This window comes from Sphingopyxis sp. (assembly GCF_041916015.1).
Classification (GTDB): Bacteria; Pseudomonadota; Alphaproteobacteria; order Sphingomonadales; family Sphingomonadaceae; genus Sphingopyxis.
Window position 1 is genome coordinate 31651 of sequence record NZ_JAYSAH010000049.1, and the last position, 14643, is coordinate 46293.

The 14643-nt window shown below is 65.6% G+C and carries 13 protein-coding genes; 7 read left to right on the forward strand and 6 right to left on the reverse strand.

Going from position 1 to position 14643, the window contains the following annotated elements; translation table 11 throughout:
• Window positions 1-2: 2 nt before the first annotated feature.
• Genes ACE3SL_RS06840 through ACE3SL_RS06850 form a run of 3 tightly spaced genes read left to right on the forward strand, consistent with a single transcriptional unit; the run spans window position 3 to window position 3922 of the window.
• Window positions 3-2477 (forward strand): TonB-dependent receptor, encoded by a 2475-nt coding sequence (locus ACE3SL_RS06840; protein WP_374524998.1) that lies wholly within the window; start codon window positions 3-5, stop codon window positions 2475-2477.
• Between the two features lie 9 nt (window positions 2478-2486).
• Window positions 2487-3242, forward strand: coding sequence for a tetratricopeptide repeat protein (locus ACE3SL_RS06845; protein ID WP_374524999.1), 756 nt, complete (start codon window positions 2487-2489; stop codon window positions 3240-3242).
• Window positions 3239-3922, forward strand: a complete 684-nt coding sequence (locus tag ACE3SL_RS06850; protein ID WP_374525000.1) for a Fe2+-dependent dioxygenase — start codon at window positions 3239-3241, stop codon at window positions 3920-3922. The genes ACE3SL_RS06845 and ACE3SL_RS06850 overlap by 4 nt, the downstream gene beginning before the upstream one ends.
• A 141-nt stretch (window positions 3923-4063) precedes the next feature.
• Here ACE3SL_RS06850 and ACE3SL_RS06855 read toward each other — a convergent pair whose 3' ends face one another.
• The 5 genes from ACE3SL_RS06855 to ACE3SL_RS06875 all read right to left on the reverse strand — a co-directional run bounded on the left by ACE3SL_RS06855 (window position 4064) and on the right by ACE3SL_RS06875 (window position 7749).
• Window positions 4064-4951 (reverse strand): FAD:protein FMN transferase, encoded by an 888-nt coding sequence (locus ACE3SL_RS06855; protein ID WP_374525001.1) that lies wholly within the window; start codon window positions 4949-4951, stop codon window positions 4064-4066.
• A 65-nt stretch (window positions 4952-5016) separates the two neighbouring features.
• A complete protein-coding gene (locus tag ACE3SL_RS06860) occupies window positions 5017-5847 on the reverse strand; it encodes a DUF4198 domain-containing protein (protein ID WP_374525002.1) in 831 nt (276 codons plus the stop codon).
• Between the two features lie 19 nt (window positions 5848-5866).
• On the reverse strand, window positions 5867-6391 hold the full coding sequence (locus ACE3SL_RS06865) for a DUF2271 domain-containing protein (protein ID WP_374525003.1): 525 nt from the start codon (window positions 6389-6391) through the stop codon (window positions 5867-5869).
• A gap of 12 nt (window positions 6392-6403) precedes the next feature.
• Complete coding sequence (locus tag ACE3SL_RS06870) at window positions 6404-7045, reverse strand: PepSY-associated TM helix domain-containing protein (protein WP_374525004.1); 642 nt, start codon at window positions 7043-7045, stop codon at window positions 6404-6406.
• Between the two features lie 89 nt (window positions 7046-7134).
• On the reverse strand, window positions 7135-7749 hold the full coding sequence (locus ACE3SL_RS06875) for a TetR/AcrR family transcriptional regulator (protein WP_374525005.1): 615 nt from the start codon (window positions 7747-7749) through the stop codon (window positions 7135-7137).
• Window positions 7750-7875: 126 nt separating this feature from the next.
• Between ACE3SL_RS06875 and ACE3SL_RS06880 the strand changes: the two genes are divergently transcribed.
• The 4 genes from ACE3SL_RS06880 to ACE3SL_RS06895 are packed head-to-tail and all read left to right on the forward strand — an operon-like array spanning window position 7876 to window position 13268.
• Window positions 7876-10233 (forward strand): TonB-dependent receptor, encoded by a 2358-nt coding sequence (locus ACE3SL_RS06880; RefSeq protein WP_374525006.1) that lies wholly within the window; start codon window positions 7876-7878, stop codon window positions 10231-10233.
• Window positions 10233-10583, forward strand: a complete 351-nt coding sequence (locus ACE3SL_RS06885; RefSeq protein WP_374525007.1) for a cytochrome c5 family protein — start codon at window positions 10233-10235, stop codon at window positions 10581-10583. Before ACE3SL_RS06880 ends, ACE3SL_RS06885 begins: the two co-directional genes overlap by 1 nt.
• Window positions 10583-11998, forward strand: a complete 1416-nt coding sequence (locus tag ACE3SL_RS06890; protein ID WP_374525008.1) for a D-arabinono-1,4-lactone oxidase — start codon at window positions 10583-10585, stop codon at window positions 11996-11998. The genes ACE3SL_RS06885 and ACE3SL_RS06890 overlap by 1 nt, the downstream gene beginning before the upstream one ends.
• Window positions 11991-13268: an alanine racemase gene (locus tag ACE3SL_RS06895; RefSeq protein WP_374525009.1), complete on the forward strand. Its 1278-nt coding sequence runs from the start codon at window positions 11991-11993 to the stop codon at window positions 13266-13268. The genes ACE3SL_RS06890 and ACE3SL_RS06895 overlap by 8 nt, the downstream gene beginning before the upstream one ends.
• 24 nt (window positions 13269-13292) lie before the next feature.
• Here ACE3SL_RS06895 and hemN read toward each other — a convergent pair whose 3' ends face one another.
• Window positions 13293-14597, reverse strand: a complete 1305-nt coding sequence (hemN, locus tag ACE3SL_RS06900; RefSeq protein ID WP_374525010.1) for an oxygen-independent coproporphyrinogen III oxidase — start codon at window positions 14595-14597, stop codon at window positions 13293-13295.
• Window positions 14598-14643: the final 46 nt, after the last annotated feature.

Genomic DNA, 14643 nt, shown 5'->3' on the forward strand with positions numbered 1-14643 from the left:
CCGTGAAAAGCTCTTCCGCCTCTTTCCTCGCGCTCTCCTGCGTCGGTTTCATCGCCACCTCCCCCGCCATGGCGGCCGAAGCCGTCGATGACGCTGCGGCGACTGCCGATCAGGATCGCGAGTCGATCATCGTCAACGGCCAGCAGGTTCAAAGCGACACGCCGAAAGCGACCGCGCCGCTGATCAATACCCCGCGCTCGATCGTCGTCGTCGACAAGCAGGTGATCAAGGAAACCGGGTCGGCGACGCTGGTCGAGGCGCTGCGCACCGTCCCCGGTATTACCTTCGGCGCGGCCGAGGGCGGCAACCCGATCGGCGACCGCCCCTTCATCCGCGGCTTCGACAGCCAGGGCAGCACCTATGTCGATGGCGTCCGCGACATCGGCGCGCAGACGCGCGAGGTCTTCGCGGTCGAACAGATCCAGGTCGTGCGCGGCTCGGATTCGACGCTCGGCGGCCGCGGCAGCGCGGGCGGCTCGCTCAACATCATCTCGAAACTGCCGCAGCGCGAGAATTTCATCAGTGGCGCGATCTCGGTCGGGACCGACGATTACAAGCGCATCACCGGCGATGTAAACTATGTCATCGGCAGCAACGTCGCGGTCCGCGTCGCGGGCATGTGGCACGATCAGGATGTCGCCGGACGCGACGCGATCTTCCAGAAGCGCTGGGGCATCGCGCCGTCGATCGCGATCGGCATCGAGGGGCCGACCAAGCTCACCTTCTCCTATTATCACCTCGACACCGACGAATTGCCCGACAGCGGCATTCCGTTCCTCTATTCGATCGCCAACGCCCCGCTCGGCACGACCTACAACGAGCCTGCGCTCGGCAACATCACGACCATTTCGGGCGAAACCGGCTTCGTCAGCCGCGACACCTTCTATGGTCTGAAGGCCCGCGACTTCCGCGACAGCAAGACCGACCAGCTGACGCTGCGCTTCGATCACGACTTCGGGAACGGCATCAAGGTCCGCAACACGTCGCGGTTCAACCACAACAGCCAAGCCTATATCTTCCTGCTGCCCGACGACAGCACCGGCAATGTGTTCGGGACCAAGCCGGTCAACCCCGGTAACGCAGCGGGCGACATCGTCACCGGCGGCTATGTCTGGCGCCGCGCCAACACGCGCTTCGGCTATACCGACAGCCTGACCAACCAGACCGACCTCTACGGCAAGTTCAAGACGGGCGCGATCGAGCACAGCTTTGCGCTCGGCGCCGAACTTTCGCTCGAAAAGGCCGAGCGCGGCGCCTTCATTCTCGCGAGCGGCAACACCGTCAGCCCGCGCTGCAATACGCTGACCATCTCGCGCTATTATTGTACCAGCATCTTCAATCCGAATCCGAACGATCCGTGGGTCAACTATGCCAGCGACGCCGCCGGCGCGGCCCAAGCGCCGATCACCCGCGCCGCGCCGGGCGCCCACACGATCAACAATGCCAATACCAAGGCGCTCTATGCCTTCGATTCGATTTCGATCGGCGAGCATCTGATCGTCAATCTCGGCGGCCGGTTCGACAGTTTCACCTCGAAGGTCAAACTGCCGCTGCTCAACGGCACGCGTCCCGAAGTCCGCCGCAAGGACGATATTTTCAACTACCAGGCCGGCCTCATCTTCAAGCCGGTCAGCAACGTCAGCCTTTATGCCTCCTACGCGACCGCGGCGACCCCGCCGAACAGCCTCCTCGGCGAAGGTCAGGAGCAGAACGGCCTCGGCAGCGTGACCGCGGCCAATCCGCAGGCGGCCGCGCAGGCCGCCGCCGATGCTCTCCGAGTCGAACGCACCAAGTCGATGGAAGCCGGCGCCAAGGCCGATCTGTTCGACTCGCGGCTGTCGCTCACCGCAGCGGTCTTCCAGACCCAGACCAAGAACGCCCGCGTGACAAGCGACGCCAATACGGTGCAGTTCATCGGCGAACGCCGAATCCGCGGCGCCGAGCTTGGCTTCAACGGCACGATCCTGCCGAACTGGACGATTTTCGGCGGCTATACCTATCTCGACGCCAAGATCGTCGATGGCGGCTTCACGATCCTGACGGCGCCCGCCGTCGGCAGCCAGAAAGCACAACCCGTCGCGGTCCCCTCGATCAACACCGGCAAGCGCTTCCCGCAGACCGCGAAGCACAGCTTCACGCTCTGGACCAATGTCGAGCCGGTCAAGGGGCTGACGCTGGGTGGCGGCGCCTTCTATTCGAGCCGGGTCTTCGGCGGCTATCAGGACAACCGTTCGGCGACGCAGGACGCACAGGGCAATGTCACGATCAATCCGGCGACGCGTATCATCTATCGCACGGTGCCGAGCTATTGGCGCTTCGACGCGCGGATCGGCTATGCCTTCAACGACAAGATCGACCTGTCGGTCAACGTCAACAACCTGACCAACAAGACCTATTTCAATCAGGTGTACACGTCGCACTATGCGGCGATCGCGCCCGGACGGTCAGCCATTGCGACGCTGAACTTCAAATATTAAGCGGGGGTCATGGCGACGCTCGACATCGACCGGCTGAAAGCAATGAGCGCGGAGGAACTCTCCGCGCTCTTTGCGCCGGCCAATCCCGAGCGCCCCGCCGCCATCCGGCTCGCCGCCGAGGCGGGTTTCGCCGACGCGCAGGCGATCTATGGCCAGATGCTGCTCGACGGGGACGGGGTGCCGCAGAACCAGCAAGCCGCAATCGGCTGGTTCCACAAGGCCGCCGAGCAGGGCCACGCGATGGCGATCAACATGATCGGCCGCTGCTACGACCTCGGCTGGGGCGTGGATATCGACAAGGCGCGCGCCGCCGAATGGTTCAGGCTTGCCGCCGACCGCGGGCTCGACTGGGGGCTCTATAATTACGCCACCCTGCTCGCGCTCGGTCAGGGCGTGGCCGAGGACAAGCCTGCCGCGCTCGACTTGTTCCGGCGTGCAGCCGCTATGGGGAACGCAAAAGCGATCAACTTCGTCGGCAGCTTCCATGAAGACGGATGGGTGGTCGAACGCAACCTGGCCGTCGCGGCCGACCATTATCGCCGCGCAGCCGAAGGCGGTGATTTTCGCGGGCGCTTCAACCACGCGCGAATGCTGGCCGATGTCGGCGATATCGATGGCGTGCTGCACTGGCTCGGCCGTGTCGGTGAGACGGCGACACCGGCTTTCATGGAAAAGGCGAAAGCCTGGCTCGCAGCGTCTGATAATGAACGGCTGCGCACCGATGGCGTGGCCGCGCTGGTGGCGGGTCAGGAGGCTAAGCCATGATGATTTCGGTCCCCGACCTGCTCGACACCGACACCGTGGCGCGCGTGCGCCAGATCATCGACGCTGCGCCCTGGATCAACGGCAACGCCACCTCCGGCCCGCAGGCGGCGCTGGCCAAGAACAATGAGCAGCTCGCCGAAGGCAGCCCCGCGGCGCGGGAAGCGGGCACGATCATCCTCAATGCGCTCGGCAATTCGCCGCTGTTCTTCGCCGCCGCGCTACCGCTCAAAGTCTATCCGCCACTGTTCAACCGCTATGGCGAGGGACAGACCTTCGGCACCCATGTCGACAACGCCGTCCGCATCCAGCGCGGATCGGATTTCCGTTTGCGCAGCGACCTGTCGGTGACGGTCTTCCTCGAAGACCCCGATGCCTATGACGGCGGCGTCCTCGTCGTCGAGGATTATTTCGGGACGCAACAGGTGAAGCTGCCCGCGGGTCACGCGGTCGTCTATCCGTCGTCTAGCCTCCATCATGTCACTCCGGTAACGCGCGGGGTCCGAACGGCTTCCTTCTTCTGGCTCCAGTCGATGGTGCGCGATAATGACGCGCGGCGGCTGCTGTTCGGGCTCGACCAGTCGATCCAGCGCTTGACCGGCCAGTTGGGCGGCGGCGACCGCTCGGTGATCGAACTCACCGGCACCTACCACAATCTGCTCCGCCGCTGGGCCGACGCCTAAAGCGGCGTGCATTAAATATAAGCCGTTTGCCCTGAGCTTGTCGAAGGGTCGTTCTTCCTTTCAGGCACCGCAGAAGGACGGTGCTTCGACAAGCTCAGCACAAACGGAAGAAAGGGCGATGCAGACTTAACGCTCCGTGCTCTAATCGAGCATCGCGCGCCACGCGCGCGAAATATATTCGCGATCACCTGCAACCACGCATGCCGCGAGGCCTTCCGCATCGGCAAGCGCGATACTTTTTTCGGGGCCCAGCACAGTCAGCGCGGTCGCCCAGCCGTCGGCCATCATGCAGTCGCGGTGCAACACCGTCACCGACGAGACGCTGCTGACGATCGGCCGTCCGGTCGCGGGATCGAAACTGTGCGAATAATAGCGACCCTCGACGCTGAAACCGCGCCGGTAATTGCCTGAGGTCGCAACCGACAGGTCGTGCAGCGCGATCCGCCAGGGCGGGATCGACACGGCCGGCGGCATCTCGACATCGACCCACCAGGGCTGGCCGTCGGGCCTGATCCCCTCCCCGCGCAATTCGCCGCCGAGTTCGAGGAGGAAATGGCGCACGCCCTGCCCCAGCAACCATTCGGCCGCGAGGTCGACACCATAGCCCTTGGCGATGCCCGACAGGTCGAGCGCGGCACCTTCGCTGCGCCGGATGCGCGATCCGGAAGCATCATATTCGATCGTGCGGTTCCGGGGGGGCGTGTCGTCCGGCACGATATCGACCGGCCCGCCGCCGCCGAAGCCCCAACGTTCGGTCAACTCCCCGAGCGCCGGATCGAATGCCCCGTCGCTCGACTCCGCAATCGCGAGCGCGGCTGAGACGACATGTGCAAATTCGGGCAGGATCGCGTACCATTCTCCCGCCGGCGCACGGTTGAAACGCGACAGGTCGGATTTGGGCTCCCACTGGCTCATTTGCGCGACAACACGGTCGAACGCCGCCTGCACGCCCGCCGCCGCGTCGGCGAGCGGCGACACGGCGTGGAGCGACCAGCTCGTCCCCATCGCCTCGCCGGCGAAGCTCTGCACCTCCCCCGCGCCGCGCGCCGCGAAGGCGGCGGGCGTCAGTGCGCGGGGAATCAGGATACGGTCGCTCAGGGCGCCATCACCTCGAGCGTCGTGACATAGGAGGCGCGGCGCGCGATCGGCTGCGGCGCGCCCTCGCCCGCGCCTTCGGCCTGCGGGGTCGTGACGTTCAGCCAGTACATGCCCGGCTCGGGCCAGGTTACCGCGACCTTGCCCTCGGCATCGGTCTTGAGGTCGATCTGGCCGAGCTGGTCGCGATAGCGGATGCCGCCGGGGATCACCGTCACCGGCAGGCCCGCCGCGGGCTTGCCGTCGAGCAGGAACTGAAAGGTCGCCGCCTCGCCTGCATAGAGGTCGTTGGGGTGCGTCACCGGCACCAGCTCGATCCCCTTGCCGGTCGGCTTGAACAAGGTGGTCGTCGGCTCGCCCACCGTCACGAAAATCTCGTTGCGGTTGTTCGCCTCGGCGGTCTTCACATTGGTCGCGCCTGCAGGCACCCGCTCGGCGAGATTGGCGGCGGTGGTGCCGCGCGGCAAGCGCTCGGTCTTGCCATTGAGGTCATAGCTGCCCATCAGCATGTCGGCGACCGACGCGATGCGATAGGTGCCCTTCTGCACCAGATGGACGTCGAAGGTGCTGCGATAGCGGCCGGTCGACTTGTTCTCGATCGTCAGTTCGGTGCCGTCGGGCGCCCACGCCTTCACCGCGTCGAGACGCAGCGGCTGATGCTCGAAATAGAACAGGTCGTTCGACACTGCGGCATCAACCGTCACCCAAACATCGTCGCCCGAGAGCACGGTCGCGGAGGGCAGCATCCACTGGCGGTGCGCGCTCGCCGGAACCACCGCCATCGCCGCAATCGCGATCGTCGCCGCGAAACCCAGGATATGCTTCTTCATTGTCTTGCCCCTTCGAAAATCAGCGGAAAGCGATGGTGACGGCGCCGAGTTCGGTCGTGCCGGCGGCGCGGCCACCTGCGCCGGCCTTCGCCGGCCAGGTGAACGGAATGCGGAGCAGCTCACGCCCGCCGACCTCGCGCGCCGCCTCGATCACCAGCGTATAGGCGCCGGGAGCGGTGGCGCCGAGCTGGGCGCGGCTGAACGAGATTTTCTGCGCACCCGGCGCGCGCGTCGCGCCGGTGATGCCGTTCGCAGGGAAGGTCATCGTCCGGCCCGCGGCGCGCCACCACTGGCGCACGTCGCGCAGCCATTTGGTGCCCTCGTTATTCTTCATGTCATAATCGTACCAGACCGCGACCGTCTTCGCGGGCGCGCCGGCCTTTTCGACCCAGATCGCCACGTAAGGACGATGATATTCGGCAACCTTGAGCCGCGGAATGGTGATCGTGACGTCCATCGTCGCGGGCGCGGCGGCCAGCACCGGGGCGGTCAGCACGGCGCTCAGCGAGCCGCCGATCAGAAGCGTGCGCGAAGGGGACTGCATTGAAGACTCTCCTTAGTGGATGAAGACGATCGCGACGGCGGCGGGAAGGACGAGCCCGGCGCCGACGAGCGGCCAGGTGCTCTTGCGCTTCGCCGCGTGCAACCAGTGCAGGAACAGGCCGGTGATCGCGAAGACCAGACAGGCGAAAGCGAAGACATCGATGAACAGGCTCCACTCGCCACCCGAATTGCGGCCCTTGTGGAGGTCGTTGAGATAAGAGATCCAGCCGCGGTCGGTGACTTCGCTCGTCACCGCGCCGCTCGCGCGGTCGATCGCGACCCAGGCGTCGCCGCCCGGACGCGGCGCGGGCAGATAGACTTCGTCGGCCGACCACTCGGCCTCGCCCGACGCCTTGACCGGGAAATGCCCCTCGACCCAGGCCGCGACGGGCTTTGGCAACCGGCCCTTGCCGCCCGCGGGATCGGCGCCGAGCTGGCCAAGCACCGCCGCCGGCATCTGCCCCGCCCCCTGCGTCACGACTGGCGTTCCCTCGATGTCGGCGGCGTGATTGAGCGTGAAGCCGGTGACCGCGAACAGCAGCAGCCCGATCAGGCTGATCGCCGAGCTCATCCAGTGCCACATATGCAACTGCTTGAGCCAAAAGCTCTTCCGGCTTTTCTTCGTCGGCGGGCGTTGGGTCCGGGGTGCGTGCATCGGGGAAAGGTGGGTCCATCGGGAAAGGATGCCCGCCATTATCGAGAACGATTCTCAATTACAATTAAAAAGGTCCGTATTCGGAGCCATCAATCGAGCAGATCGAGCGTCGCCAGCTTCTGCATCCGCGCGGTCTCCGCGAGAACCGCCTCGCGCGCGATCCCGCTCTCGGCGTGCAGCATCTCGGTCGCGACATAGCCGAACTCGACGAGCATCCGGACGCGCAGCCAGATCAGGTCACGCGGGCGGCTCGGCACGAACGGCGCAAAGGCGTCGGTCAGCTTCCCGGTCACATAGCGATGCGATTCGATGCGGACATGCTCGAGGCGCGGGCTCGAATGGAGCGCCCGCTCGATCCACACGCCGCCCGGTTCGGCCTCGGTGATCTCGGCCGTCTCGCGCAGCAATTCCTCGGTATTTTCGGCATAGGCGCGAAGGCCGCCGCTTGCATGGCGGTCGAGCCAGCGGACCAGCGCCTCATTCTGGCGATCCATCAGCCGCTCGCCGAGCGCGATGATGATTTCGAACTTGTCGGCGAAATAATAATAGAGCGCCGGCGGCGTCACGCCCGCGCGCTCGCAGATCATGTTGGTCGAGATGCGCTCCATCCCAACCTCGGCGAGCAACAGCCCCGCGGTGTCGAGCAAACGCTCGCGCGTCGACGGACCGCGTGCCGGCTTCTCCTTTGCTTTCGGCCTTGCCATCGAATTCCCACCTTCCTGCGCCGCTCCATCATGGAAGGCGCAACGCGTCCTGACCAGCCTTGTTGACGCAATATAGCTTATACTATAATTTAGCGATAACTAAATTGGGAACAGGGAAACAAAATAATGAAATTGATGGGCAAATTGCGACTCGGCACCGCTTCCGTCCTGGCGTTTGCGATTCTCGCACCGTCCGCGGCGACGGCGCAGGAGGGGGCGGCAGACGCCGGAACCAGCGCCGAAACGAACGAAGGCATCGGCGACATCGTCGTCACCGCGCAGCGCCGCGAACAGAATTTGCAGGACGTGCCGGTCGCGGTCACCGCCTTCTCGGGCGACGCCATCGCCGACCTTGGCATCCAGTCGAGCTCGGACATTGCGGCGGTGGTTCCGAACCTTGAGATCGGCCTTCCCGCCGGCGAAGGCAATCAGCCGCTCATCTATATCCGCGGCGTCGGACTCGCCGATACCAACAGCAACAACGCGGGGCCCAACGGCGTCTATGTCGACGAGGTCTATATCGCCTCGCCGGGCGCGCAGACCTTCCAGCTTTTCGACCTCGAACGCGTCGAGGTGCTGAAAGGACCGCAGGGCACGCTCTATGGCCGCAACGCGACCGGTGGCGCGATCAACTTCATCACCGCAAAGCCGAGCAAGGATTTTCAGGCGCAGGCCTCGCTCTCCTATGGCTCGTTCGACACGATCACCGGCGAGGCCGCGATCGGCGGGCCGATCTCCGACGCCGCGCGCTTCCGCATCTCGGGCACCGGCACCCATTCGAACGGCTATGTCCACAATCTGCTGACCGGACGCCGCGAGAACGGCCAGGGCAGCTTCGCGCTGCGCGGCCAATTGGCCCTCGATATCGCCGACAATTTCGACGCGCTGCTCAACGTCCACGGCGGCAAGGTCGATGTTCGCTCGCCGCAATATCGCAGCCTCGGCCTGCTAGATCCCGACACCGGCTTCACGACGCCATGCGCGCCCGATGCGATCATGGCGAACCAGTGCGGCAACGTCTTCGGCTATGTCAGCCCCGAAGGCTTCTACGACGGCAATTACGACCGCAGCGACCGGCTGGTGGTCAAGAATTGGGGCACGTCGGCGCGGTTCAACTGGCATTTCGGCGATATCACGCTGACGTCGATCTCGGCCTATGACTGGAACGACAAGCTGCACCGCGAGGACACCGACGCCAGCCCGTTCCGCATTCTCGACATCGACTATGGCGTGCGGTCCAAGGCCTTCACGCAGGAACTGCGCCTGTCGGGCACGGGCGGCGGCGTCAACTGGGTCGTCGGCGGCTATTATCTGCACGAGACGCTGAACCAGAACCAGACCGGCGACCTGTTCGGCGAGGTGCGCGCCGCCCTGCCGGGCGGCGCGGGCGATCCCGACGGACTGGCGACGGGCGGCATCCCCGTGCTCTTCTCGCGCACGCTCAATCGCCAGAACACCGACGCGGCGTCGATCTTCGGCCAGGCCGAGATCGAACTGACCCCGGCGCTGCGCGCGACCATCGGCGGCCGCTACAATTACGAGCGCAAGCGCTTTCTCGCCGAGGCCCGGCTGGAGGAGAACAGCATCATCGTGCCCGACGAGGAAGGCGGCGAAGGCGCCGTCACCGTCGCGCCGATCCCCGGCGGCATCATTCCCCTCTATAGTTTCGACAATCGCAAGTCGTTCAAGAATGTCTCCTTCAAGATCGGGCTCGACTACGACATCGCCCCCGACGTGATGGCCTATGCGAGCATCTCGACCGGCTTCAAGAGCGGCGGCTTCAACGGCGGCTTCCTGAGCTTCGATCCCGCCGAAGCGGCAGTGCAGGCCCAGCCGTTCAACGAGGAGACGTTGACCGCCTATGAGGTCGGGATCAAATCGACGCTGTTCGACCGCCGCCTCCGCTTCAACGCGGCCGCCTTCTATTATGATTATAAGGATCTGCAGCTTTATACGCTGATCAACACCGGCGCGATCCCGCTCTCGCTGCTCGACAATGCCGCGAACGCGACCATCTATGGTGCCGAGTTCGAGATGATCGCCAAGCCCGCCGACCGCTTCGACATCACGCTGAACCTCGGCCTGCTCGATACCGAGGTGAAGGATTTCGTCACTGCGGTGGCCGATTATTCGGGCAACCGCCTCGCGCTGTCGCCGACCGTAACCTTCAGCGGCACCGCCAACTACGAGGTTCCGCTGTCGGACAAGCTCGCCCTCGCCTTCCAGCCCTCTGCCTCCTATCGCAGCAGCCAGTTTTTCTCGGCCGACAATAATCCGCTGCTCAAGCAGAAGGGCTATTGGCTGCTCGGCGGACGCATTGCGCTCAAGGACGAAGACGGGCGCTGGGAAGCGGCGGTGTTCGGCCGCAACCTGACGCGCAAAAAATATATCAACTACGCCGTCGATCTTTCCGACTTCGGCTTCATCGAGCAGTTCCGCGGCGAACCGCGGATGTTCGGCGTCGAATTCCGGGTCAAATATTGATGCGCGCGCTGATCCTCCTGCCTGCGGCGCTGCTGCTGGCGGCGTGCCAGTCGGAGCCGCCGCCGGCGAAACCGCTCACCCCCGAACAGAGCGCGGCACTGAAACCCGCCGATGCCCGCATCGCGGGGCTCTACGAGCAAGCGTGCAAGTCGTGCCATACGGTTCCCGACACCGGAGCGCCGCTAACGGGCGACCGCACCCAGTGGGACAAGCGCTGGGCGAAGGGCGAGGACGCGCTGCTGAACAGCGCGGTTCGCGGCCTGAATGGAATGCCGGCGGGCGGACAGTGCTTTTCCTGCACGCCTGACGATTATCGGAAGCTCATTCGCTTCATGGCGGGGAGGAATTGATGGGCAAGGTAACGCGGCGGTCGCTGCTCGTCGGCGGCGGAGTGATCGGAGCGGGCGCGCTGGGCGTCGGCGGTCTTGCCGGGCGCAACTGGCTGCGCGACCGCGAACCCGCGGCGTTGGCCGCCGAGGACGCCAAGGGCCATCTCCTCTGGTCGAACTGGTCGGGCATCGCGCACAGCTACCCCGAAAAGCGCGGCGCGCCGACGAGCGAAGAGGAATTGCTCTCCATCCTGACCAAGGCGCCCGCGCCGGTGCGCCCGGTGGGTTCGGGGCACAGCTTCACCGCGCTCGTCCCGACCGACGGCACGCTGCTGACGCTTGACGGCATGGCGGGGCTGGTCGGCCATGACTCCACGAAAAACCAGGCGACGGTGCGCGGCGGCACCCGCCTTGCCGACCTCGGCCCCGCGCTCGCGGCGATCGGGCAGGAGATGATCAACCTTCCCGACATCAACAAACAGTCGATCGCGGGCGCGATCGGAACCGGCACGCATGGCACCGGGCGCGGCATCCAGGCGGTGCACGGGTCGGTCGTCGCGATGCGGATCGCGACCCCGACGGGCGAAATCATCGATTGCGACGCCGCCAACCGCCCCGAAGTCTTCAACGCCGCGCGCGTGGGGCTCGGCGCCTTCGGCGTCGTGACGCAGGTGACGCTGCAGAACCAGCCGCTGCACCGCATCCTCAAGCGCACCGAGGTGCGCCCGACCGACGAGGTGCTGGAGGATTGGCCGGCACTGCGCCAGAAGCACCGCAACGTCGAATTCTATGTCCTGCCCTTCACCGGCCATTCGGCGGTGATCACCAACGACATCACCGACCGGCCGGTCAAGCCGCGCGGCCCCGACGCCGACACCGAGACGCTGATGGGCCTCAAACAGCTTCGCGACTGGTTCGAATTCGCCCCCGCGCTCCGCCGCAAGCTCGCGGCGGAGGAGATGGCGAAGGTTCCGCCCGAGGAGATGGTCGACGAAGGCTGGAAACTGCTGTCGAACGAGCGGCCGGTGCGCTTCAACGAATGCGAATATCATCTGCCGATCGAGGCGCAGATTCCGGCGCTGCGCGAAGTCATCGCCGCGATCGAGGAGCATCGCAGGGATGTGTTCTTCCCGATCGAGGTGCGCGTGATCGCGCCCGACGATGCCTGGCTGTCGCCCTTCTACCAGCGCGAAAGCGGGTCGATCGCGGTCCACGCCTATTACCGCGAGGACCATGACTTCTTCTTCACCATCGTCGAACCGATCTTCCGCCGCCACGGCGGCCGCCCGCACTGGGGCAAGCTGCACAGCCTGAAGGCGCGCGACCTTGCGGCGCTCTATCCGCGCTGGAAGGAAGCCGGCGAGGTGCGCCGCTCGCTCGACCCCGAAGGACGGATGCTCAACGATTATCTGAAGGGGATTTTCCTCGATGGCTGAGGCTGGACGGACGAAACGCTGGACCCGCCGCGCGGCGATGGTCGGCGGCGGCGCGGCGGTGCTGGGTGGGGCAGCCGTATTGGCCTCGCGCAAGAGCGACCATGGCGGCGCGCACGATCGCTATTTCCTCGCGCTGTCGGCGGCGCTCCGCCGGGCGGGGATCGCGCATCCGTTGCTGGTCGTCGATCAGGCGCGGCTCGATCAGAATATCGCTGCGGCGCGCGCGACGCTGAAGCCGTCAGGCCTGCCGCTGCGCATCGTCGTCAAGTCGCTGCCCGCGACCGGCCTGATCGACCATATCGCGGCGGGTATGGCGACGAACCGCTTCATGGTCTTCAACGGCGCGATGATCGAGATCATGGCGCCGCGCACCGACGCCGACCTGCTCCTCGGCAAGCCGCTGCCCGAACTGGAATTCGCCGCAGTCATCGACAAGGCAGGCGCCGAGGCGGCGAGCCGCATCCAGTGGCTGATCGACACGCCGACGCGGCTCAGGCAATATGCCGACCTCGCCGCCGCGCGCGGCGTCAAGCTGCGCGCCAATATGGAGATCGACGTCGGCCTTCATCGCGGCGGCTTTGCGGACGGCAAGGCGCTGGCGGAAGCGGTCGATCTCGCCCGCACCTTCCCGCATGTCTCGGTCAGCGGCCTGATGGGCTATGATGCGCATGTCACGAAGATGGACGATCCCGACGAAGCCTATGCCGCGTCGCAGACGCTCTATCGCACCGCTATCGGCGTGCTGCGCGAAAAGCTCGGCGTCGATCCCGCAACGCTGACGCTCAACGGCGCGGGAAGCCCGACCTATGCACGCCACGCGCAGGGAAGTGCCGCGAACGAAGTGTCGGTGGGCTCGGCCTTCGTCAAACCCGTCGATTTCGACACGCCCTGGCTTACGCGCCACAGGCCCGCGAGCTTCATCGCGACCCCGGTGATCAAGGCGAAGCGCATGGAGCTGCCCGGCAACGAATGGCTGACCGGCCCGCTGACCTTCATGGACCCCAATGCGGCGCGCGCTTTCTTCATCTATGGCGGCCACTGGCTCGCGACGCCGGTATCGCCGCCCGGATTGCAGTTCAGCGACCTTTACGGCCGTTCGAGCAATCAGGAGATGCTGACGGGATCGACGCATGTCGCGCTGAAGCCCGACGATTACGTCTTCTTCCGCCCGAACCAGAGCGAAGCGCTCTTCCTCCAGTTCGGCGACATCGCGCTGTTCGACGGGAACGCCATCACAGGCTCCTGGCCCGTGTTTCCGGCGTCGGCCTGACCGTCCGCGCCGCAACCGGGCCTTTCAAAGGAACCGGGTCGAACCTCTCAGTCCATCGAACTGCGCGGCGACATGGCGCGCGTAAGGCAGGCCGCAGTCCCGGATTGCAAGCTCCCCCGCATCCCATGCGATGACGCCGCGCCGCTCGAAGTCCAGCAAGGATTCGCGCACGCTGGCAACGCTCTCTGGGCAAAGCTTCGTCCGTCCGTTGCACAGAAGATCGCGGATATGCGCCGCCCTTGCCTGTTGCTCGCGATCGACCGCGACGCCCCGAACCGCCGCGAGACGGCCGTCGCCGACAAGATCGCGATAGGGGCCGGCGCGCTTTTCGTTCTGCACGATCAGATCGGGAAAGCGGCTGATCGCGCTCGCTCCGAAGCCGATGAGCACCGGCGCGTCATCCTCGGTGAAGCCCTGGAAATTGCGATGGACCCGCCCTTCCTGCGCGGCCGCCGCCAGAGCATCGCCGGGCAGCGCGAAATGATCGAAGCCCACCGGGATATAACCGGCGGCGGTCAGGCGCTCGAACCCGAGCCACGCCTGATCGAACCGCATCTTGGCATCCGGCAGGTTCGTGGCATCGATCCGCCGCTGGCGCGGGATCATGGCGGGCAGGTGGGCATAGCCGAACAGCGCGATGCGGCTCGGCGCAAGACGGATCGTCTCATCGAGCGTCGCCTCAAGGTCGGCGAGCGACTGCCCCGGCAGCCCGTACATCAGGTCGAAATTGATCGCATCGATATCGCGGAGACGAAGCGCGGAAACCACGCGCTCGATATGCGACAACGGCTGGATGCGCCCGATCGCCTGCTGGACGTGCGGCGCGAAGGTCTGGACGCCGAGGCTGACGCGCGTGACATGCGCCGCTGCGAGCACGAGAGCCCATTCGGACGAAAAGCCGCGCGGGTCGAGTTCGATCGACACTTCGGGCCGGTGCGCGTCGAAGACGGTCAGGATGCGGTCGAGCAGGCGCACCAGTTCGACGGGCGCGATCGCGTTCGGGCTGCCGCCGCCGAACGCGATGCGCTGCACCCGTCCGCGCCCGCCAAGCCGCTTTGCGACAAGCGCGATTTCGGTCCTGAGCGCCGTCAGATAATCGGCGAGCCGCTGCTTGCGCCCCGCGGCCCCGGTGTTGCAACCGCAATACCAGCATATCTGTTCGCAGAAGGGGATATGGACATAGAGCGAGACCGGCGTCGCGGACTCCATCGCGTCCAGCGCGCGCGCATAATCGTCCGCGCCGATATTCTCGGCAAACTCCATCGCGGTCGGATAGCTGGTGTAGCGCGGCACCGGCTTGGCGAGCAGATCGGGATGATAGGACCACATGATGGGCAGGGCCTATCCTTGCATGGCGCCGCCCGCATTGACCGGG

What these genes read in the sequence shown, in the direction of transcription:
- ACE3SL_RS06845 (WP_374524999.1), top strand. Translation starts at nt 2,487, where the DNA reads ATGGCGACGCTCGACATCGACCGGCTGAAAGCAATGAGCGCGGAGGAA.
- ACE3SL_RS06850 (WP_374525000.1), top strand. Translation starts at nt 3,239, where the DNA reads ATGATGATTTCGGTCCCCGACCTGCTCGACACCGACACCGTGGCGCGC.
- ACE3SL_RS06860 (WP_374525002.1), bottom strand. Translation starts at nt 5,847, where the DNA reads ATGAAGAAGCATATCCTGGGTTTCGCGGCGACGATCGCGATTGCGGCG.
- ACE3SL_RS06865 (WP_374525003.1), bottom strand. Translation starts at nt 6,391, where the DNA reads ATGCAGTCCCCTTCGCGCACGCTTCTGATCGGCGGCTCGCTGAGCGCC.
- ACE3SL_RS06870 (WP_374525004.1), bottom strand. Translation starts at nt 7,045, where the DNA reads ATGCACGCACCCCGGACCCAACGCCCGCCGACGAAGAAAAGCCGGAAG.
- ACE3SL_RS06875 (WP_374525005.1), bottom strand. Translation starts at nt 7,749, where the DNA reads ATGGCAAGGCCGAAAGCAAAGGAGAAGCCGGCACGCGGTCCGTCGACG.
- ACE3SL_RS06880 (WP_374525006.1), top strand. Translation starts at nt 7,876, where the DNA reads ATGAAATTGATGGGCAAATTGCGACTCGGCACCGCTTCCGTCCTGGCG.
- ACE3SL_RS06885 (WP_374525007.1), top strand. Translation starts at nt 10,233, where the DNA reads ATGCGCGCGCTGATCCTCCTGCCTGCGGCGCTGCTGCTGGCGGCGTGC.
- ACE3SL_RS06890 (WP_374525008.1), top strand. Translation starts at nt 10,583, where the DNA reads ATGGGCAAGGTAACGCGGCGGTCGCTGCTCGTCGGCGGCGGAGTGATC.
- ACE3SL_RS06895 (WP_374525009.1), top strand. Translation starts at nt 11,991, where the DNA reads ATGGCTGAGGCTGGACGGACGAAACGCTGGACCCGCCGCGCGGCGATG.
- hemN (WP_374525010.1), bottom strand. Translation starts at nt 14,597, where the DNA reads ATGTGGTCCTATCATCCCGATCTGCTCGCCAAGCCGGTGCCGCGCTAC.